The sequence below is a fragment of the Motilimonas sp. 1_MG-2023 genome (assembly GCF_030547455.1).
Taxonomy (GTDB): Bacteria; Pseudomonadota; Gammaproteobacteria; order Enterobacterales; family CBDFNC01; genus Motilimonas.
The window spans coordinates 35403-57204 of sequence record NZ_JAUOPX010000028.1 but is presented as its reverse complement, the minus strand read 5'-3'; the positions used below and the strand labels follow the sequence as shown (position 1 = coordinate 57204).

At 44.1% G+C, this 21802-nt stretch carries 17 protein-coding genes and 1 pseudogene; 5 read left to right on the top strand and 13 right to left on the bottom strand.

Features of this window, described 5'->3' with window-relative positions; all coding sequences use genetic code 11:
• Positions 1-402 (top strand): hypothetical protein (locus Q4519_RS14600; RefSeq protein WP_303513452.1); only part of this gene is annotated, 402 nt, incomplete at its 5' end.
• A gap of 281 nt (positions 403-683) precedes the next feature.
• On the opposite strand, the pseudogene Q4519_RS14595 reads toward Q4519_RS14600, so the two are convergent.
• The 6 genes and pseudogenes from Q4519_RS14595 to Q4519_RS14565 all read right to left on the bottom strand — a co-directional run.
• Positions 684-821 (bottom strand): annotated as a pseudogene (locus Q4519_RS14595) (IS982 family transposase); the annotation flags it as partial.
• Between the two features lie 21 nt (positions 822-842).
• Positions 843-2714 carry a diguanylate cyclase gene (locus Q4519_RS14590; protein ID WP_303513449.1) on the bottom strand — a complete coding sequence of 624 codons (1872 nt, stop codon included), beginning with the start codon at positions 2712-2714 and terminating at the stop codon, positions 843-845.
• A 217-nt stretch (positions 2715-2931) separates the two neighbouring features.
• On the bottom strand, positions 2932-4248 hold the full coding sequence (locus tag Q4519_RS14585) for an MATE family efflux transporter (RefSeq protein WP_303513446.1): 1317 nt from the start codon (positions 4246-4248) through the stop codon (positions 2932-2934).
• A 79-nt stretch (positions 4249-4327) separates the two neighbouring features.
• Positions 4328-5242, bottom strand: coding sequence for an AraC family transcriptional regulator (locus Q4519_RS14580; protein WP_303513443.1), 915 nt, complete (start codon positions 5240-5242; stop codon positions 4328-4330).
• A gap of 442 nt (positions 5243-5684) precedes the next feature.
• The gene (locus Q4519_RS14570; protein ID WP_303513441.1) at positions 5685-6383 is read right to left on the bottom strand and encodes an ABC transporter substrate-binding protein; all 699 of its coding nucleotides are present in this window, start codon (positions 6381-6383) and stop codon (positions 5685-5687) included.
• A 188-nt stretch (positions 6384-6571) separates the two neighbouring features.
• Positions 6572-7672 (bottom strand): ISAs1 family transposase, encoded by a 1101-nt coding sequence (locus tag Q4519_RS14565; protein WP_303513438.1) that lies wholly within the window; start codon positions 7670-7672, stop codon positions 6572-6574.
• Between the two features lie 377 nt (positions 7673-8049).
• Here Q4519_RS14565 and Q4519_RS14560 point away from each other — a divergent pair, with 377 nt between their 5' ends.
• Both Q4519_RS14560 and Q4519_RS14555 read left to right on the top strand, forming a co-directional pair.
• Positions 8050-9345, top strand: coding sequence for a Dol-P-Glc:Glc(2)Man(9)GlcNAc(2)-PP-Dol alpha-1,2-glucosyltransferase (locus Q4519_RS14560; protein WP_232801783.1), 1296 nt, complete (start codon positions 8050-8052; stop codon positions 9343-9345).
• Between the two features lie 9 nt (positions 9346-9354).
• On the top strand, positions 9355-10653 hold the full coding sequence (locus Q4519_RS14555; RefSeq protein ID WP_303513435.1) for a hypothetical protein: 1299 nt from the start codon (positions 9355-9357) through the stop codon (positions 10651-10653).
• 82 nt (positions 10654-10735) lie between these two features.
• Here Q4519_RS14555 and Q4519_RS14550 read toward each other — a convergent pair whose 3' ends face one another.
• Positions 10736-11149 (bottom strand): hypothetical protein, encoded by a 414-nt coding sequence (locus tag Q4519_RS14550; RefSeq protein ID WP_303513433.1) that lies wholly within the window; start codon positions 11147-11149, stop codon positions 10736-10738.
• A gap of 152 nt (positions 11150-11301) precedes the next feature.
• Between Q4519_RS14550 and Q4519_RS14545 the strand changes: the two genes are divergently transcribed.
• Positions 11302-12450, top strand: coding sequence for a PotD/PotF family extracellular solute-binding protein (locus Q4519_RS14545; RefSeq protein ID WP_303513431.1), 1149 nt, complete (start codon positions 11302-11304; stop codon positions 12448-12450).
• Positions 12451-12465: 15 nt separating this feature from the next.
• Here the strand turns inward: Q4519_RS14545 and Q4519_RS14540 are convergent, their stop codons facing one another.
• Positions 12466-13119 (bottom strand): DUF1826 domain-containing protein, encoded by a 654-nt coding sequence (locus Q4519_RS14540; protein WP_303513429.1) that lies wholly within the window; start codon positions 13117-13119, stop codon positions 12466-12468.
• 1 nt (position 13120) lies between these two features.
• Positions 13121-13516, bottom strand: a complete 396-nt coding sequence (locus tag Q4519_RS14535) for a MerC domain-containing protein (protein ID WP_303513428.1) — start codon at positions 13514-13516, stop codon at positions 13121-13123.
• Between the two features lie 157 nt (positions 13517-13673).
• Between Q4519_RS14535 and Q4519_RS14530 the strand changes: the two genes are divergently transcribed.
• Positions 13674-14042, top strand: a complete 369-nt coding sequence (locus Q4519_RS14530) for a MazG nucleotide pyrophosphohydrolase domain-containing protein (protein ID WP_303513427.1) — start codon at positions 13674-13676, stop codon at positions 14040-14042.
• Between the two features lie 467 nt (positions 14043-14509).
• Here the strand turns inward: Q4519_RS14530 and Q4519_RS14525 are convergent, their stop codons facing one another.
• The 4 genes from Q4519_RS14525 to cobM all read right to left on the bottom strand — a co-directional run bounded on the left by Q4519_RS14525 (position 14510) and on the right by cobM (position 21686).
• Complete coding sequence (locus Q4519_RS14525; RefSeq protein WP_303513424.1) at positions 14510-15715, bottom strand: sirohydrochlorin chelatase; 1206 nt, start codon at positions 15713-15715, stop codon at positions 14510-14512.
• Between the two features lie 33 nt (positions 15716-15748).
• Entirely contained in the window at positions 15749-19600 is a 3852-nt protein-coding gene (cobN, locus tag Q4519_RS14520; RefSeq protein ID WP_303513421.1) for a cobaltochelatase subunit CobN, read from the bottom strand.
• 164 nt (positions 19601-19764) lie between these two features.
• Positions 19765-20859, bottom strand: a complete 1095-nt coding sequence (gene cobW / locus Q4519_RS14515; RefSeq protein WP_303513418.1) for a cobalamin biosynthesis protein CobW — start codon at positions 20857-20859, stop codon at positions 19765-19767.
• A gap of 17 nt (positions 20860-20876) precedes the next feature.
• Entirely contained in the window at positions 20877-21686 is an 810-nt protein-coding gene (gene cobM, locus Q4519_RS14510) for a precorrin-4 C(11)-methyltransferase (RefSeq protein WP_232801773.1), read from the bottom strand.
• Positions 21687-21802 lie beyond the last annotated feature (116 nt).

Below are 21802 nucleotides of genomic sequence, written 5' to 3'. Positions count from 1 at the left end.
AAAGACCCTGCGATTAGAGAGCAAGCACTAGGTTATTTAACCACTGCCGCAAAGCGAGGTTATGCGCCCGCGATGATAAAGATATATAACTTTCATAAATACATAGGCATGGACAAGGCTAAGATACAGTTAAGGCACGCGATGGAGCTAGGCTATGCCGAAGGCGCCTTTCATTTAGCATTCATCAATGAAAAACTTAAAAACAAAACCCAAGAAAACTGGGAAAAAATATACAAATACTATCAACTAACCGACAAATTAGGGGGGAGAACAGATCACGGCTACCTAAAGAACAAAGCTCAACTCCCTCAAGCTGTGGTTGCAATACTAGATCAAGAAATTACTGAGTTCTTAACCAAAGTCAAACCCAACCGCTTTTACGATGAAACCAACTTATATTAAGGCCACAGCTTGAATCATATCGCCCATGCTAATTACCTTTCTAGGTGCCATTTGCTCTCTCAAATCTTTGTGCCTTGGACCATAGGTAAAGCAATATCCCCCTCTGGCAGGATAGATAATGGGACCCCTTCTCATAAGTCGTAGCCTCTAATGGCTAGTAGAAAAATAATTGGAGTTCAACATGATGAAGACAGTTGCTGGTGTAGATTTAGCCAAGAGAGTGATTCAAGTTTGCGTTTATGCGAACAAAAAAATGCGTTCTAATACAACCTGAGATCTGCTTAAGCAACTACTAATGTATTTAGCTCAACATCAGTTAGATTAAGGTGTGGCTTGTTGTCTTTCAAACAATAGGCCACCAATCCGGCTATTAAATTCAGCATAAAGCCATTCATGCTCCGGTGTCTTGAGTGCTCAATAGAGTAAACAAACATTTTTTGCTATTGCAATATTGTTACTTCACAGCGACCTCGACCATTCTCTTTAGCTTTGTACAAAGCCTCATCCGCTATTTTTAACAGCATTTCCACGGTAACATCATCACTATACTGGGTGACTACAACGCCCATACTAAAGCCCAAGTTTAGTTCTGTGGGTAACCCACTGGGTTTTCGTTCTTTATAACACTTGGCTAATCTATCGAATAACGGCTGAATATCTTTCACCTCAGCTTTTGGTAACACCACTAACCACTCTTCGCCACCATAACGCCCCACCATTTCATAACGGCGCAAACATTGGCCAGCCATATTAGCAAAGTAAATTAGAACTTGGTCTCCAACATCATGGCCATAGGTATCATTAACTTGCTTAAAATGATCAAGATCGATAATAGCGAGCGCTAACTTGGTGTCATCTACTTGAGCTTGGTTATAACTGTTACGAGCAAAATCGAGGATACCGCGACGATTAGCGATTTTGGTCAGATCATCTTTGAATGCTAACGCCTTAAAGCGACGTTTTTGACTACGCTGGATCCGAGTTTGACGAAAGGTAAAGCCTAAAAATACCAAAACTAGCACCAATGTTAACGCCAGAATAAGCCGAGACTGATTTTGGCGAGCTAATTCCGATTCTTTTAACTTGTTTTCTTGGCGTAATAATTCGTTACGCGATTTTTCAAAACGTACGTCATAAACAACCTCGAGGCGTTGTAAAGATAGTTTTTTCTTTGTTTCAAAGTCTTCCAATAAATAGTCAATATGACGGTAATAAATCTCTGATGACTTTTGATAATCACCCAGCTCAGCATAGAGCTCACCTAATGTTAAATAAGGAAATCGATCATCTTCAGAGCCCGCATCGGCCATCATTAATTCAACTTCGGTCACATAAGCTCTTGCTACATCATGCTCACCCGCTTTGGCATAACACATGGCTATATTTAATTTTATTCGCATTCGCATATACAGGGCGCCGCTGTCTAACAACATTTCATTGGCTTCCAGTAATAAGGGCAGCGCGTCTTGATACTGTGAATTGCGCATCATTACCTGCCCTAGTTGCGCAGTGGATAAAGCAATACCTACGTTATCCTCAAGCACAACACTAAGCTCTCGTGCTTTAGAAAAGTAATGAATAGTTTGTGGCCAATTCTCCAAACCTGAAAAGGCAGCGCCAAGATTGTAATAGAAAATTGACAAGCTAAAGTTGTCTTTCAGCTCTTCTGCTAGCTCAGAAGCATGCTCATAATACTCAATCGCTTTACGGTAATTTTTTAGCTTGGAATAAATTATGGCTAAATAACTATGTGTGGTCATAATACGAACTTTATCGTTCAAGCGCTCAAAAATCACTTGAGCTTCATATAAGCGCTCAATCGCCTCTTCAAATTGCGATTCCAGCTGCATAATGTAAGCGTAACTAATCAAAGTATCGCCCTGTAGCAACTCATCATCGAACGTTTTCGATAAAGCTAAATTTGCAATGGCTAACTCCATCGCTTCTTTCATTTGTCCTTCCATCGCCAACAAAGCAGCTTGTAAACTGTTAATTCTTAAGTTGTCATGGCTAGAGTTAAGTTGTTGGTTTAAATCCTTGGCGGAATCCAAATAAGTTTGAGACTGGGACATCTCTTCAAGAGAAAGATAAGAACTGGCAAGTTGAATATAACCTCTGACTTGACCTGCTAGATACTGCTGGTTTGTATGCTGTTTTAATAGAGAATGCGCATGAGATATTTTTTCGTGGGGAGACAGTGAACTATTTTCCAGCTTTTCCCACTCCTCTAGTGAGGCAGCAAAACTAAAGCTGGAACCAATTAATAATGCTATCAAGCTTAACTTAATACAGAAACGGCCTAGCAAACTCAAATTATTTCCCCACTTAAGTCAATACAACAACCTCACATATTACCTTAAGGCCACTAAACATCCAGCAAGTTAAAGGAAAAAGGTCTACAGTAAGTCTTAGCCCCCTTTTAATATAGGCTTAACACTATGTAAACGCTTAGTAAAATAATACCAAGTAAATAATACTGCTAACGAAACCCCCACCCCATCTGTTAGCGGAAAAGCCCACCAAATACCGTTAACACCTAGCATCTGTGGCAACCACAAAAATCATCGGTAACAGCAGTAAATAGGTCCGACCCGACTCTAACAACATCGCCGGCAGCGCTTTGCCCATGGCTTGAAAAATAGTGCTGCACATCATGCCAGCAGCCACACTAAAAAAGCCAATAAAAACAATGGATGAAATGCTACTAGCGGCCTCAACAAGAATAAGATCCGAAGTGAATAAACTGAACAACCACTGTGGTCGCAGCACTAACAGCAAAGTGACTAGAGTTGTCCATACTGTGCCTATCGTAATAGCCGTTAAAAGAGATTGCTTTACACGCCCCCACAGTCCAGCACCATAGTTAAAACCAGCCAAGGTTTGCAGGGCAATTGTCATCCCCAACAAAGGTAAAAATAACAACATAAAACTGCGGATCAGCAAACCATGAGCGCTAATTAGCAAGCTCGCTTGGTCGCCACTGTATTTTGTCACCGCAAAAATAGTCACCGCGATAGTAAAAGCAAAGCCGCTATGAGAGAGAAAAATAGGGAAACCTAAACCGAGCACGCGCTTATGAACGCTTAAATCAAAACGTAAATACTGCGATGTGATTTTCAACCTATCTTTACCACACAACTGGAGCCTTACTGCTAGGCCAAATGATAATAGCATTGCCAACACGGTAGCCCACGCGGCCCCAGCAACGCCCCAGCCAAAACCAAAAATAAACAAGGCATCAAAGGTAACGTTAAGCGCGGAGCCAAATAACATCACCTTCATCATATCGAGTGGTTTGCCCGAAGCACGAAAACTCTCGGTTAACGTGCCCGAGGTGAAGCTAATCACGGTAACAAGCAATATAGGCAACAAATAGGTATCAGCATCGGCTAAAAGTACCTGAGGTAAGGCTAGCAAGGTATAAATAGGCTCGCGTAGTAAGTAAATAAGCACGCTTAACAGCAAACCTAAACTCATGGCAAAAACCAAGCTACTGCAAAATACCTGACTCGCACCTTCCTTGTCGCCACTGCCTAGACGCCTAGAAATAATCGATGCCATACCACTACCTAACATAGCGCTGACACTAATAACAAACATGTTAACTGGAAACACTGCCGACACCGACGCCATCGCATTTACGTCCACTCCTCGGGTAATAAACACCGCATCAACAAAACTATATAAACCGTTAATTAATAGCGCGACAATGATAGGCATTGCCAATTTCATGAATTGCGTTGAAATCCCGCCCGTTAACAGCGGATTAGGCTCACTAAGAGCCGCCTCTGGCACATTGAGTCGCAAATCGTCATCTGCGGTTAAGGTTAAATCGGTATTGCTCATCATTCATTCCTTGCATTTATACCAATGAAGTTGGCTAAAACTGGCCTTACTGAGCAACAGAGTTCGTGTTAAGGCGAGACTAATGTACTTTCACCAGCACCTCGAGTTTCATTATGTCTTGATCACAATTTATCTCTAGATAGCGCTCAATGACATATTCATAGGTGATTGTTAACCGCGTTTGAGGAAAATACTCGCTCAGCAGCCATAAATAAAACGTCTGCATTTCACTCATTTTGCCATCATATTCAATCAACAAATAACGGCCTTCGGCTTGGGTTCTGACACACATGCCTGCTTGCTTGAGCATATTAATATCGGCAACTGCATAGGCTGACTCATAACGACAAACCTCAGTTGGGGTTAGCCAAACATTGTCGAAACAAAACCCTGCCGTCTTACCATGCTCAATCGCTATATCATTAAACGCTAACCATTCACGCATTTGGCTCCAAGCATCCATAATCCCTTCAATAGCATAACCTTGGGTGTTTGCAATAACGCCATAATGGGTTGCTGGCAGTGATACCACTTCAATGCGTTTGATATTTGCCCTAACTCGCTCACTCTCTTGCTCTGAGAGGGAACCATTGTATAAAAGCGCAGGGCTTATCTCTTTTCCGTACTTGCTAAAAAGTTTTCCATTCTTGCTATCAATGCCGAGCGCCCCTTTACGATGCTGAGACGCAGAAAAGCCAAAATAAGCTTGAAAAGCTTTACTAAAGTTTGCTGGGGATGAAAAACCACAACATTCACTCACTTCAGTAATACTAGGCTGGTGATAACGCAATAATGAATGAAACGCTTTTTCTAGACGTTTTCGGCGTACAAACTGGTTAAAAGGCTCATTAGTGATACTCTTAAACACTCGATGAAAATGAAATGCTGACAGATGGACGTGATTAGCCACCTCTGCGATGCTCAAAGGCGACGCAATGTTTGCCAATACGTAATTAACCGCTTGATGAACACGCTGTTGATCTCTAAGCAGCATAGAGTGACTTCCAATGATGACAAAAAACTAAAGCAAAGATCTTAGCGTGGTAACGATACCTAGGGTCTGTTGATCTTTGCTGGTTAATTTTTGTTCGAGATAAAAGCGTTTTGAGCAAGGCGAGCAGTGTGTAGCTTAGCATTCTAAGTAAATACTGCTCAACGATGGGCAAAACGCTTTTAGCCTAATCCGTAGGACAGCGTTTGTTGGGTATTTCTACTGCGTTATCGCCTTTTCGTGTAGCTAGCTACACCACAAAAGCGCTGCCTTGTATAAATACCCAACAATTCGCTGCAAAAACAATCACGAAAGATCAACAGACCCTAGGCAACTTGAGTTATCAGAGGGGCTTTATACTTTCAAGGTTAAGGGTTGAAGGATTGAGCGCAACGAGTGGAATACTGGCCCAGCGCCCTAAAGGAATACGGCGCGACAAAGAGATTTATTTTAAATCTTGAACAAGCTTGATCTGTTTATTTAGTTGCATCATAAATTGGGGATGTTTAGCGACGTAGCTTTTTGCAATGTAAATTCCAAAAGGTTTACTTAATTGTACTTGCCGACGGTAATCCGACACAGAATATTGCTGCCGAGCAAGCTCATTTGTAAACACCCTCTCTGCTAAAAATACGGCATCAATGCGTTTCATATCAAGCAGCATGGTTGGTAAATCAACAACCTCATTAGCTTTAGTCAACACATTATAGCCTTCCATTAAAAGCCAATGGTTGGTATTAGAGCCTAATAATGTCGCCACTTGTCCTGAATGTTTAAACGCTTCAGAGGTTGGATCTCGTAAGTCATCTTTACGCATAAACCAAGCCCAGTGGTTCATCAATAGTGGCTCACTAAACACTGCAATACGGCTGCGCTCGGTATTTTCTGACGCCAAGAAAAAGCCATCGGCTCGGCCTAACCTTACCTCTTCAATGGCACGAGCATAGTTAGGTACCGTACGCAATTGATAGTCGGTTTTTAGTCGAGTAAAAACGTCTTCCACCAGCTCTACCCCTAAACCAGAAATCTGACCATCAACTTCACTAGTATAAGGTGGGAATTGCGGCATCACTAAACGTAAAGACTCAGATTGCGCAGTATTCGATAACAAAAAAATAATACTGAAAAATATCCTAATTCCCATAAGCCCTCAATTCTGCTTAGCCCAAGGATAAGAGTATATACCCAATCAACTTGAAGATGCATGTTCAGAGCGCCGACGTGTTTTTATTTGCCGTAAAAAATGAAAACAGCCCAGAGAATGCCAAACTAGTGGCTATCGCCAAATGTATCCCCACCTTTTGCCCAGGGTGGGAGCATACTTTGCTCAATTTATAACCCAAAGAAAACTCTTGCCCTATAATCATCGTTCCAACTCGCTTTCTTCAGCTTCACTTTTTGGCTCGGAGAGCCACAATCGCATTGCTTGAGCATGTTCATCACAAAACGTCTGAACAGCGCAATGTTTTCAACTGCGCCATCTAAAGTGATACGAGAGCTATCTTCTTTAAAAACAACATCTAAAACATAATATTGGCTATTCTCAATACGCCAATGCTGGCGAATATAGTGTCCCAGAAGTTTGTGGTTTGGTGACAAAGAACTAATGTAGTAAGAGGTATCTACAGTGCCTTTACCGTTGCTCACGCGATGGCGCTCCACGGCTATAATGCTTCTTACCGTTGGCCATTTTTTCGCAAGGTCGTCGGGCAATTTGGCTTTTAGCTGAAACACGTACCGCTCTTCGCGCCGACCATGTCTTTTCTCTTTGACTTCGGTAACTATTTTCTCTTTGCCTGCATCAAAAACCGCTTGGAACTGCTCTACAACAGCCGCTCTAAGCTTAGGCTGATTGTTCTTAACTTGGACAACAACATGCGCTTGCTTTTCTTTGATTTTCTCTAGTGTTTCACGTTGGCAATGCAGTGCATCAACGGTGACAACGCTACCTTTTACATTAATAACATCAAGCATTTGGCGAACAATGCTTATCTCACCATTTTTAGTTTCAGTTGGTTTTTGGCTCAGAACGAGACCGCGCTCCGTGTCGTAAGCCGTGACCAACTGCAAAGCTGTTTTCTTGTCGTTACGATAGGAGCCACGCAGAACCTTACCGTCAAATGCGATAATGGGCTTGTTCTGAGTAGTTCGTTGTTCGTTTATCCAAAGAGCCAAAGCTTCAAGCAAAGATTCGGCAACGACGGAGCGCAAGATACGAGCAATCGTGTGTCGGCGAGGGATACCGTGCTCGAATGGTCTATATTTTCTTAACCAGTCGAGCTTTTCTTCTCCAAAAAATTCAATGTCTTGCCAGCCTTCGCATCCCGATGTGATAGCGCTGATCACGAGGAACATAACATCGATAAGGTCGTGTTTCTGATTGATGTCCGACCGAGTATCTTCTACAACAGATAAGTGTTCAATAAGGTTCAAAATGTCTGTGTTGCTGAGGGTTTGACACTATTAGATCACATTAGCGAACAAAGTGCGATCCCGCCCTGACCTTTTGCCAGTGTTAACATAACGAGCAAAATAATCGCGAATAACCTTTTCTTGTTGCAGATACCAGTAAAGCCAATGAAGATCAGGAAAAATCTAATAACACTATCGGCCACTTACTTCAAATAATTCTCATTATAATCGGTTCTACCCATTTCATTTACTTAAATAAAAAAACTATACATATCTAATTTTATAACTTGTTCGATTTCTCAGTTTTTATGCTAATGCATAAAATTCACTGGATTTAGATGTATTATTGCTAAAAAATATACAAAACTTTATTAATTCACTTTTTCAAGGATGAAAAAATGGAAATTACAGCCCAGTATTCACAACCTGTGAGTACTAATCGCCATTGGCAATTTTTTATCGCTTTTAGCTTATTGGCGCTCGTCGCGCTAGCAATACACAGCCAAATGTACACCTATAATATCGGCCTAATGATTGATGAACATCCTCATTATGGTCAAATTGGTATGTTCCTGCGCGGCGATTTTAGCCAATATCCCAGCCTAACAACCATCCCCGGCTATCACGCCATCATGGCATTTATTGGTAAACACTTACACTTGTCTGGTCCTAATCATATCCGTTTAATATCGCTGTTAACCGTATTGGCCTCAGTGGTAGTGATGTATTTTTGTCTCCGTAAAACCGCGCCCAAAGCAGCGTTACCTAGGTCTCTCGCCTTCTTCTTTTTACCGGTGATGTCCCCTTACAATTTCTTGATTTATACCCATAGCTTGTCGATGCTAACCATCATTTTGGCGGTATATTTTTATTTAGATAAACGGCTATGGTGGTGCGCGGCTATGTTTGCGCTGAGCTTGTTAGTGCGTCAAACCAACATCATTTGGGTAGCGGCCATTGCCATGATGTTTGTTTTCGATACTTGGCGGGAACAAGGTCAACACGTTACCTTCCAGTTAAAGAAATGGTTGATTAAACTGCTGCCTTTTATCGCTTTGTTTAGCGCCTTTTCCGCCTTTGTTGTTATCAATGGCGGCGTAGCGATTGGCGATGCGAATAGCCACCCGGTTGGTATGTCGGTAGGTAACTTATATTTTTACATGTTTTGTTTTTTCTTGGTGTTTTTACCCATTATACTGCGCCACAGCAAACGTTACGTAGCGGTATTAAAACAAAGCGCAACCTTAAAGCTCGAAATAAAAGATCGCGAATACCAAGTTCCAGTCAGTTTAGCTTGGTTAGTGGCTGCGTTTTTCATCTGCTACATGCTGCTGTTTAAAGTAGTGCATCCTTATAACTTTGTGCCCGGCTTTGCCCATAACACCATTTCTCTTTATTTTACCTCTTCGCTATTACTTAAAGCGACTTGGCTACTGCCGATACTGGCAACCGTGGCCGGTGCATTTGTACTTAAGTTAAGTCGCCCGTCGGCTTATATTTTGTATCCGTTTTTTGTTGCCCTGCTGCTGCTGCACCCGATGATTGAGCACAGATATTACATACCTGTCATGGGATTGTTGTTGGTATTCTTATCTGACCAAGGCAAAAGAATAGAGTGGCTTCAGCTCGGTTATTTTGCTTTACTCTCGGCCTTGCTGGTCTGGGTTAAATTTAATCTTGGCTTATTTCCATAGGGTTGACCGATGTCCTTTATTTTATCGATTGAATTTCTTAGTTTATTTTTAATTGTTGCCTGTGGCTTATATATCGCCTGGGCGGCATGTCATCAGCTCAGTTGGCTAGGGGCTGCGCAAACCGACATTGGTATGCCAATCAATGGGCAAGTTGTGCCTTGGCGGGCTAGCTGGCAACGCAACCTCACTTTACTAATACAAATTATCTGTGTGGTATTACTGAGCCGACTGATTGTCTATCTCGTCGCCTACTTAGCATTTATTGCCATGAAGGATAATGGCGGTGGCTTTAGTGACTTGTTCAAACATATTTGGTGGCGCTGGGATAGCTTTCACTATATGAACATTGCCGATAACGGCTATGCGGCAGAAGGTAAAGACAGGTATCTACTGGTTTTCTATCCTTTATACCCAGCATTAATTGCGGTAATGAAGGGCTTTGTTGCCGACACCTTTTATGCTGGGGTAACCGTTTCCTTAATTAACCTAGTTTTGTCGTGCTTCTTTTTATTTAAGCTGGTATTAAACGAATTCGAGGATGAAGCAATTGCGTGGAGAGCGATTAAATATTTATTATTGTTCCCATTTTCATTTTTCACCGCCATTGTTTACACCGAAAGTACATTCTTATTAATGAGTATTGCCTGCTTTTATTACATGCGCCAAGGCTATTGGTGGCAAGCTGGATGCTTTGGTTTACTGGCCGCGTTAACGCGCAATCACGGTGTTTTATTACTCGCTCCAATGGTGTTTGAGATGCTGCGGCAACATCAGCAGCAATGGCCGAGTGATTGGCAGCAAAGAATCAAGTTTATTGCTCCAAAATTACTGTCCCTCGCACTTATTCCAACCGGGATCTTGCTCTATTTAGTATTAAATAAATGGGTAACGGGAGATTGGTTTCGCTTTTTAGATTACCAAAAAGAGAATTGGCATAATGGCTTTGGCTATTTCGCGCAAAACATATCTGGCATTTTTGAGCGTATCCAAGGCACTAATTATAAGATGGTGGCAGGCACTTGGTGGCCAACCTTCATCGGCTTTTTTCTTGCTATCGCTTTAATCGTGACCTCCATACGCAAAGTGCCCAGCGCTTATGTTATCTATAGCTTTTGCTACTTACTGATTTCTTATTCGCCGACTTGGTTACTCAGTGGCCCAAGGTATTTAATGGGGTTGTTTCCTTTGTTCATCTTTTTGGCGCTGTGGGCAAGTAAGCACAAAAGCTTAGAAAGCCTACTAGACATTAGCTTAGGGGTGTTTCTAGCATTATTTACTGTGTTGTTTTTCCACTCGGTAGTTTACTGATAAAAAAGCAAAAATAGCCCACTGCAGGTGGGCTATTGTTAGATTTGATAACTCCTCGACATCAATACTCTAGCGCCAATTATCACGGCTGTTGAGCCACGCCTTGCTGCACTTGTTGCCACTGTTTTATCCCTTGCCAACGCGCTCTCGCGCATCGCTGTCCAAGTTTTTCAATTAAGTAATAAGTAGCTAGTGAAATCGGTATTAATAAGCCAAATACCCAAGCAAATACCTCTAGCTTGATCCCATAATTTGGCAAATCAAGTGCCTTCATCACATTGATTACCCAGTAATGATTGAGGTACAGGGAATAAGATAGCGTACCTAAAAAGGCAAGTCGTGAGTGTTTGAACAACCAACTCACTATCCCGCCTTGCCAAGCAAAACAAAATACCAGTGCGGCAAAAATAAAGGGACTATTAAAGTCCATTTTGGTGCGCATCGGCGCTAACAGCAGCAGGTATGCATTGGCAGAAATAAAAATGGCGTCAGCCAACCATCAGTATTAGCGATTTTAATCGGGTAAAATCAAGTTAAAGGGAAAGTCAGTTCACGATTTTAAAATGCTCGCAAAACAAGCGCTCTGTATGTCTGTACTATAATTACCAACACGAGAGATGATGATAGTCATTAATAAGGTTTAAGCATATGCAATGGCGTAATCGTATTGTCAGTTTGTTCATGATGTTAAGTTCAACTTTAGCCGCCCCTTCTTTTGCAGATGTCGTTAAACTTAACTTTCTTGAATGGGGCTATTTGCCCATTGGTTACGAAGCTCGCTTTCAAGCCTATGCCAAAGCACGAGGCGTAAACGTAGAGCTAAGCTCAGTGACTCCTTATATCACCGACTTTGACAGTATTTATGGTGCCCTAAGAACGCAAAAAGCCGATGTGGTAATGCCAGCAAATTTCTTTTTAAAGGCCCATCATTCACCCCTGATAAAATTACTGCTGCCTATCGATAACTCACTCTTAGCCAATTTTCAGCAGCTTCGGCCGATATTTCAACAAACCCAATACGACAAAGAAGGTGAGCAGCATTACGCTATTGCCCATAGCTATGCTTTGTTTAGTCTCGCGTTTGACCAAGACCAATTTAGCCAGCCGCCGACCAGCTGGAGCCAACTTAATAACGCGGATAACACCGGTCAGTTTCGTGTGTATTGTGACCAATTTGAGCCGGTATTAATCTCCAGCATGCTGGCCTTAGGTGAGTCACCCGCTTTATTTGAAAATGGTCAAATCATCAAAGATCATGCCTTGCAAGAGCGTGTGCAAAACACCCTCACTATGCGCTTAAAAACCGCGCAAGGTTTTTGGGGCAATCAAGAAAATAACTGCGCTGATCTGCGCCAACAAAGCTTAGCAACCACTTGGGGGTTGGAATTGGTGAAGTGCAATAAAGAAAATAACCAGCGCTGGAAAATAGCGGTAGCCGAAGAAGGCCCCATTTACTCCCTTGATACCTTGGCCATCGGCAAACACCTAGTCGATCAACCAGATAAACTGCGCGCAGCCTATCTACTTATCGACTTTTTAATCAGCCAAGATCAGCAAGCCTTAGTATTACAAGGCGTACCGACCGTTCAAGGGGTGAACCGATTGCTAAATCGTGAGTTCACTGCCGAAGAGCAAGCCGTGTTACCCGATAAAGCGCTACCTGAGTTTGATGAAAGGCTGTTGATCCCGCCACTATCGGCCAATATCAAAAACCGCTACAAACGTATGATGATAAATGCGTTAGAAGCCTCTGACACACAAAATTTAAGTAAAGAGTGTAATTGGGATATCCATTAAGCCGTAACTTTAGCTTTAGATTAAATCCAGTGTCAGCACCAGTCGCTTATCATTAGGGTTGATAGCCGGTGAGCGGTGAATGACGCCTAGCCCTTCATTGTCCGGCCAAGCATCGCCTTTTAGCAATAAAACATCACCCACATCAGCACTAAATACATCACTATCGGCGGCATAAAGACCAGATGCTTCATCTGATTTACCCTTGCTAGCACGGCCCAATTTCGCCCGATTCGCATCGCCATTTTCTAACCATTGCGTACCCGTAATGCTGTAACTACACACCAAACGACACACTACTTTGTCTGTATGAAATTTTGGACACATCGCCTGCGATAAGGTTTTTAGGCGCACGCCTATATCAGGGTTATCAAATAAACAGTCCAGCATCTGCGCAAGCTGTTCGATATCTTGAATAAATGCAATTTTCCCCGCGCCTTCAGGTAACCATCTTGATAACGCTTCTGCTAATTCATCAAGGGGAACAGATCGTGCTATCGCCACCCCTTGCTGGTTAATTTGCGCCACGTATTCCAGCAAATTTGGCACTAATGAACGCTGCCAGCAAGTTAAGTTGATATGAGGTTCAAATATCGCTGTTAGAATCTCAATATCTGTCGATGCTACATAGCTAAGCTCTTGATTAAAAGTCGCATATTGTTGAGCTAACATATTAACTCCTCACCACGGCTGTCGCAGGCTCTTGCTGCGCGGGAATCGTATGCATACTCAGCACATGAGCCAAAATCAGGCATACCGAACCAACCAAGGTAAACCCCAACTCTAATGGTCCATGCACAAACAAGCCCGATATTAAATTGGCCGCCCCCAACACACCCAACACGGCGATCATCGGGCTACGCGTTTGCTGCCATGCTTTAGGTAGACTTAACAAAGCTAAAGACAAAGCAAATAACAAGAAAATCCGATGTGGCCACTCCGAACTTAACGCTGAGCCAAACACATCATATCCCACTAATACCAGCAACGCAGGCGTCAACAAACAATGCCCCAAACACAAACCGGAAAACACCACCCCAAGCTTATCTTGCCATGGCTTTCTACTCATTAGCTTAAATCCTCAATCTTTAACTGTTAGCACACAAAATAAATTGTTATAACATAACAAAAGTGTATGCAATTGAGTATTGATAAGCAAGTACGAATCGTTAACATAACCAACTTATAGCAATACCCTTCGCAACCCATTAGGCAATAAAACCAACATGAAATCATTTGATGCATTACTTGAGCTAGCCAAACGTAAATCCGATTTTGACCAAGACAATGCGTGGTTTAAAGGCTCGAGCACCTACCTTGACGCGATCAAAAAAGAAGTGGATGAAGTAATTGAAGAAATACCCAAGTCACGTAACAACTATTTAGAAGACGAGCTAGCTGATGTGCTGTGGAATACCCTCAACAGCTTACTGGCATTGGAAAAAGAAACGGGCATTTGCACCATTAGCGTACTTGAGCGTGCAGTGAAAAAATACCGCCAGCGCATGGCTGGCATTGAAGCTGGTGTGAGTTGGGAGGAAATTAAAAATGAACAGAAACAGGCGTTAGCAGCCGAAACACCAGTAAATGATTAACACTCATCAATTCAATTAACGATGACTAGAAGTAGATTTGACGTCTTAATTCATACGAAAACCAGCAAGTATCAGCGCCCTGTACTTGCTGTTTTCGCGGTATGACTAGTGCTTCTTGTATGTTGAACTTATTGATTCATGTTTTTTTGGGGCCTGAGCTTGCTCAGGGAATTTGTGATATTCGCTGAGCAAGCTCAGCTCCTACCAAGTAACTTAATCAACGATGCGCTAGCGCGGTTTCTTTGCAGCCGTTATCAATGCGCTCTTTTTCCTCATCGAGTACGCTTTGTGGGGGAGTTATGTTCATAAAACAGCAAGTATCAGCGCTCTGTACTTGCTGTTTTCGCGGTATGACTAGTGCTTCTTGTATGTTGAACTTATTGATTCATGTTTTTTTTGGGGCCTGAGCTTGCTCAGGGAATTTGTGATATTCGCTGAGCAAGCTCAGCTCCTACCAAGTAACTTAATCAACGATGCGCTAGGGCGGTTTCTTTGCAGCCGTTATCAATGCGCTCTTTTTCCTCATCGAGTACGCTTTGTGGGAATTGACTCATAAAACAGCAGCAGATGCCCTCGCCGATCATGGTTCTTGGCCCTAATGGGTGGGCGATGTGTTTGTAGACGCCGTGGCTATGGCCGTGTGAATGATCATCAGAGTGACTGTGCTCATGTGAGTGCGAATGATCATGTGGGTGCTCATGCGAATGGTTATGCTCGTGAGCATGATCCGCGGCATTAGGGTCTTGGTATTCAGCGTGATGATGATGCACATCCACTTCACCCGCAGCAAGACGGCGTTTAAAAGAAGCCATCAAACCTTCTTCTGCTGTGCCTTGCTCCATGATTTCGCGGACACGCACCTCAAAGGCGTCAATCACCTTATCGTGATCATTTAAATAAGGTGTTTTAATAAACTCAACACTTGGGTTTTCTGTCGCAACTTTATCTACATAACCAAAAATACGTTTGATTAACCGGCCCGTGAATAAGAAATACGGTGCCACCACAACACGCTTGTAGCCCAGCTTTAATAACTTTTCTAAACCCACCCCAACTGAAGGATAAGTGACGCCAGAATAAACCGTATCGGCCCAGCCAAAGCCCATATTTTCATTAACAATACGGGTTAATTTCGCCGCTTCGGCATTAGCTTTGGTATCTGAAGTGCCACGCCCTACCACCACCAACAAGGTATCGTAGAGGTTTTCAGGTGGATCATTGGGGTCTAATCCTAAGGATTCATAAATCCGCGCCTGAAAAGCCTCAATCATGGCATCTTGTAAACCCAGTTCACTGCCATAGCTGACTTCCAAACCAGCTTGTTTTTCTTGAAACGTAGTCAGTACAGATGGGATATCATTCTTAGCATGGGTAGCCGCAAACAACATACCCGGCACCGCATAAATATGATTCACCCCTTGCGCCACTAAACTGTTTAGCCCCATGTGAATATTGGGTGCCGAGTATTCTAGAAACCCGTACTCCACGGGCAAATTAGGAAAACGCTTTTTTAACCCAGCCGCCACCCGCGAGAACTCCACTTCGGCATCTTTATCACGACTGCCGTGACCACATACCATGATCCCCGCTTTTTGTTCACCTTTAGGGGACACGCGCTGATGTGAATGACTATGTTCATGGCAATGATGATGTAAGTGTTTTTGCTCTGACATGCTCTTACTTCCTTATTTTTTAATAATATAAATCTAACGAACCAGCTCTTGAGCTTCGTCGCATTCGAGTAATAAATCTTGTAACCGCTCGCGGTATTCGTCCGCGTCTTGCCATAAACCGCGCTGAATAGCCTCTAACAAACGCTCGGCCATTTCGCTCAAGGCGTGGGGATTATTTTGCTGTAAAAACGCACGATTTTGTGGCTCAAACAACAAGGTATCTGTTACTTGCTGGTATTGATAATCTGCAATCAATCCCGTGGTGGCGTCATAGGCAAACAGGTAATCAATACTGGCACTCATCTCAAATGCACCTTTATAACCGTGCTGCTGCATACCTTGGATCCACTTGGGATTAAGCACCCGTGAGCGGATCACTCGATTAAGCTCCTCTTTTAAGGTGCGGATCACCGGCTGCTCTGGGTTAGCGTGATCACTATGATATATAGTCGGCGCTTGCCCTGAAAAGCAGCTCACTGCATTACTCATCCCGCCTTGAAATTGGTAATAATCGTCTGAGTCCAATAAATCGTGCTCGCGATTATCTTGGTTATGTACCACTACTTCTAACTGGCTCAATTGATGGCGAAACGCTCCTTGCGCTAATTTACCTTCACCATCTTGACCATAGGCATAGCCGCCCCAATTCAAATATGCGTCAGCTAAATCGCTGGCTTGTTCCCAGCAACGCTCATCAATTAAGCCTTGTAAGCCAGCGCCATAAGCGCCAGGTTTAGAGCCAAATACCCGATAACTGGCTTGCCGCTGCGCCTCTGACTCACTCATGCCTTGCGCCACTAATTGCTGAGCTCGAGTGGCTATGTTTTGCTGGATAAGGTTGCCATTGCCAGGCTCTTCAATGGCCGCAATTGCCAACACAGCCGCATCAAAAAGCTTAAGCACGTTAGCAAATGCGTCACGAAAAAAGCCTGATACCCGTAAAGTGACATCTACGCGTGGGCGGCCTAGCTGCATACAAGGGATCACCAAAAAATCCACTACGCGATGACTGCCATTGGCCCAAATAGGTTTGATGCCCATCAAAGCAAAGGCTTGAGCAATATCGTCGCCGCCGGTGCGCATAGTCGCGGTGCCCCAAACCGACAAACCAAGCTGACGCGGATAATCGCCATGCTCTTGTAAATGACGCGTGAGTAAGGCTTGCGCCGACTTTTCACCAATCGCCCACGCCGCTTTAGATGGAATTGCGCGATTATCCAAAGAGAAAAAATTACGTCCGGTCGGCAACGTATCTAACCGCCCTCGACTGGGCGCCCCACTTGGCCCAGGCGCAATAAATTCGCCGCGTAAGCCTTGTAGTAACGCGTTAATTTCTTGTTCGACGCTTTTCTCTAGTGCGGCTTTTACTACGGTTTTAGCGTAAGTGAGTAAGGCTTGTGTTGCGGGATAATCATTTAGCTCATTCAGCTCAGCCGAGCCCAATACATAACGTTTTACCCATGCCAGGGCTAGCAGCTCTAAGCGCTCACGCGTATCGGCGCAGCTTCGCCATACTTGTTTAGACACTTGCTGCAACGGCGCAGGCTTGATGTCACTCCAAGGTGTGCAACCTGCCGAAAGTGGATCAAACAACGCGCCCCCCTGGCGTAGCTCAAAATCCAATACTAAGTTATGCATAATACCTCGGCTTTGATGGCCACTGCCTGTAGGCAAACGCAGCAACGCAACCAAGGTATTAGCGACTTTTTCAGGCTCGGGTAACTCGCCCAAAATATGTAAGCCGTGGCGAATTTGCGCTTCTTTAATGTCACATAAATAAGTATCTAACTCAGCAAACACTTGATCTTGATAATCGAGATCCGTTAAATCACCAGCGCCCGCCACTTGCGCTAATTCGTCTAAAATATGGGTAGTTTTTAACTGTTCAATAATGGCTTGGCGCAACCAAGTTTCACGGCGAACATCCATGCCCATCGCTTGATAATATTCATCTACCAGTCCTTCGAGTTCAGCTAGTTCACCATAGGTTTCAGCACGGGTAAGAGGGGGCATTAAATGGTCAATGATCACCCCTTGCGTGCGACGCTTCGCCTGCGAGCCCTCACCGGGATCGTTAACAATAAAGGGATAAAAATGCGGCAACGGCCCTAAAATACAGTCTGGCCAACAAGTATCCGCTAATGCAGAGCCCTTGCCCGGCAACCATTCTAAGTTACCGTGCTTGCCCACGTGGATAATGGCATCTATTTGATATTCATGGCGTAACCAAAAATAAAAGGCTAAATAGTTATGAGGCGGCACAAGATCGGGATCGTGATAATTAGCGGCTAAATCAATGTTAAAACCGCGCGCCGGTTGAATGCCGATAAAGGTTTCACCGCAGCGATAACCCGAGATCATTAACCGCCCTTGACGATACTTAATGTCCTGCTCGGGCGCGCCCCAACGATTTAACACCGCCTGCTGTGACACCAAGGGCAAACGCGAAAAGTGACGCTGATAATCGACAACCGAAATACTTTGCCAACAACCTAGTGAATGTAAGGTATTAGGGTTATTGGTTACAGCTCCGAGCAAGATTTCAATCAAAGCGTTACCCTGCTCAGGCAAATCACCCAATGGGTAGCCCGCTTGTTTCAATGCGCGTATAACATTAACTGTAGAGGCCGGCGTATCTAAGCCAACACCATTACCAATACGGCCATCTTTGGTCGGGTAATTAGCAAGGATCAGAGCAATGCGTTTTTCATGGTTTGGCTTTTGTGTTAACTGGCAATACGCCTTAGCCAGCTGCGCCACAAATTTGGCACGCTCATGGTGTAATAGATAACGGATCACCGATATTTGACCGCGTGGATCATAGTGACTTTCACTTTTAAAACTCACCGCTCGGCTCAATATTTTACCGTCCATTTCTGGCAACACGACTTGCATCGCCAGATCGCGACTACGTAACCCTAAACTGGAAGCGTGCCAATCTTCTGCTGTGGTGCTGGCTAATACCAACTGCAATATTGGCACCTTTACATCAAACACTGGCTCAAATTCATTTGGGCTCACCGTTAGTGATGGTGATGTAACCGTGTTATTAGCAAAACCTGTAGTGTTGAGCATCAGCTGTACCTTGGCTTGACTTAACCAGGTATTTACTTGCTTTAAACTTGCTGCGTCTTTTAATGAAGTCACCACCAGTGGCAGCACTTTGCAGCCCGATTGTTGCAACACCTCAATCAGCTGATCGAACATCTCACTATTAGCCGCTTGTAAATGACTACGATAAAACACTAACGCCACTACTGAACGAAACTGACCAGACAACTGCTGCCATTGCGTAAAGTTAAGTTCAGCCAGCGGCTGGTGCGGCCAGTAAATAAAGCAGCTCGGCAACACCTGAGGGGGCAACCATGAAAGCGCTAAACCAAAAAAATTTACCGCCAAATACGCCAATAAGGACTGACTATTCACTGCGCCACTTTCACGTAGAAAGCGCCAGCACATTTGCAATGCTATCGCCTCGACATTACTGTCTGCAGCCAATTGAGGGTCGGGAGAATCATCGCCCGGCACCAACAATAAACGACGGTTAGGTTTAGCCTTTGACCAAGCCACTAACCGTTCAACGCCATAAGGCCAATAGTTTTTCCCACCCAGCAGCGAAACCACCACCACCTTGGCCTGCTCTAGTACTTTATCTTCATACAAATCATAAGCGGCAGGTTTGACCAATTGCATCCAATTAGCCAAACGCACACTGGGTAGGTTGGCTCTATCAGGTCGAGACGTAAACAATGCTAAGCCCTCACTGAGCGCTGCCAGCTGGCTATCGGCTGCCGATAGAATCACGATATCAGCCGTGTCTTGCCCTAAATCGACAATGCCTTCTTCGTCAACAAATCCGCCCGGCTTAGCCGCTAGTAAATGCATGAATAATCTCTAACCTCAATTTTGTTGCAGTTTTTCGTCATCATATAAAGTATGTTTTATCGCAACACTTCGTTTTCAAAGATGAAAACGCAAAGCGGATAAGGACATATGCGCTGCGGCTTGCGAGCAAAACACATACAATATTGCTTACTTAAATTTCAGACCTATGCTGACACTGCATCCGGTGCTAAAGCCAGCGTCAACTCAGCTTCTATATCGGCCTTATTAATGCCTTTACCGATAAAAACCAGTTGAGTGAGGCGCGCTTCATCGGCCTGCCATAAGCGATCAAAATGCACATCTAAGCGCTCACCAACGGCTTGTAATACTTGACGCATCGGTTTGTTTGGCAAAGCTGCAAAGCCTTTGGCACGATAGATAGCATGCTTGCCAAGTAGGTCGGTTAAAATACTTTGTAATCGCCCACCATCCACTTCTCCTAAGCTCACCACAAATGAATCAAAGTGGTCGTGGGCGTGATCATGATGGTGGCCATGGGCATGATGCTGGTCGTGATGGTTATGTACTTTATCAATATGAGTTTCGGTGGCTGCACCAACCCCCATCACTAAATCCAGCGGTAAACCCGCTTGGTTGCTATACAAGGTTTTCACTGCCGCAGGTACTTGGGCTTGCACCACTTGTTTCACCAACTCAATTTGCGCGTCACTCAATAAATCGGTTTTACTCACCACCACCAAATCAGCAGCACTTAACTGGTCATCCAACAGCTCTTGCAAGCTTGGGTCGTGATCTAAACTATCGTCGGCAAGGCGCTGAGCTTGTACTTTAGCTTCATCATCAGCAAAGCGACCCGCAGCAACCGCTGGACCATCGATCATCGAGATCACCGCATCCACAGTGCAAAATTCTTTTATACCAGGCCAGTTAAAGGCTTGTACCAAAGGTTTTGGCAACGCCAAGCCTGAAGTTTCAATTAAGATATGGTCAATGTCAGCTCGGCGCGCAACCAGCTGCTGCATCACAGGTAAGAACTCTTCTTCAACCGTACAGCAAATACAGCCATTGGCCAGCTCGTAAATACCGTTTTCACCTTGCAACACTGCACCAGCTTCGTCTTCACAATCAAGGGGGCAAGAGCGCAGTAATTCTGAATCTATGTCTAGCTCACCAAACTCGTTGACGATCACGGCAATGCGCTTACCTGCTGCATTTTTTAATACATGAGACAGTAAACTGGTTTTACCACTGCCTAAAAAGCCGGTCACGATAGTGGCGGGAATCTTATTTAATTGCATAGTATTTTCCTTAATCTTTATTTGCCCGATAGCAGGGTTTGTGTCAGTTGATCCATATCTTCAATCACCCCTTTGCGGCGGCGAAAGATATTGGGCTTATCTTGTTTGTATAAATATGAGTCGGCAAAATCGTCGGCGTTAAGCACATGGCCCACTAAAATCAGCGCCGTTAACTTAAAACCTTTGGCTTCCACCTGTTCAGCAATGTCCTTTAGAGTGCCGATCACCTTATCTTGATCAGGCCAAGAGGTGCGATAACACACAGCAACGGGGCAGTCCTCACCATAATGGGGGAGCAGTTCAGCAACGATCTTACGAATTTGCGTGATACCTAAGTGAATAGCTAAGGTCGCACCACTTTGCGCTAACTGTGGCAGTCGCTCACGCTCAGGAAACGGCGTTTTCCCCTCATAGCGCGTCATGATCAGGGTTTGTGAAATACCCGATAGCGTTAACTCTTTACCAAGATAGGCCGCCGAGGCCGCTGTGGCACTGACGCCAGGGATCACTTGGTAATCAATACCATGTTGTTCAAGACGACGAATTTGTTCGCCAATCGCACCATATAAAGCGGGATCGCCGCACTGCAACCGCGCCACATCCTTGCCCGCTTGATGGGCATTGATAAAGTACTGCTCCATTTCATCAAGATTGATTTTGGCGGTATCTACTATCAGCTCAGCGCTATCTTCTATCTCGGCTAACACTTGACGCGGGATCAAAGAGCCCGCATACAACACCACCGGGCACTGTTTTAAAATACGCGCGCCCTTAATGGTCATTAATTCAGGATCGCCCGGCCCTGCGCCAATAAAATAAACTGTCATCTTCTGTCCCTATTTTTATGCGTCAGCGATAACGCCACGACACACCAAGAAGAAAGATTATTTCTTCGCAAAAACGCTACGAGTACATCCCTGTAAGCTTGGCTTTTTTCATCCAT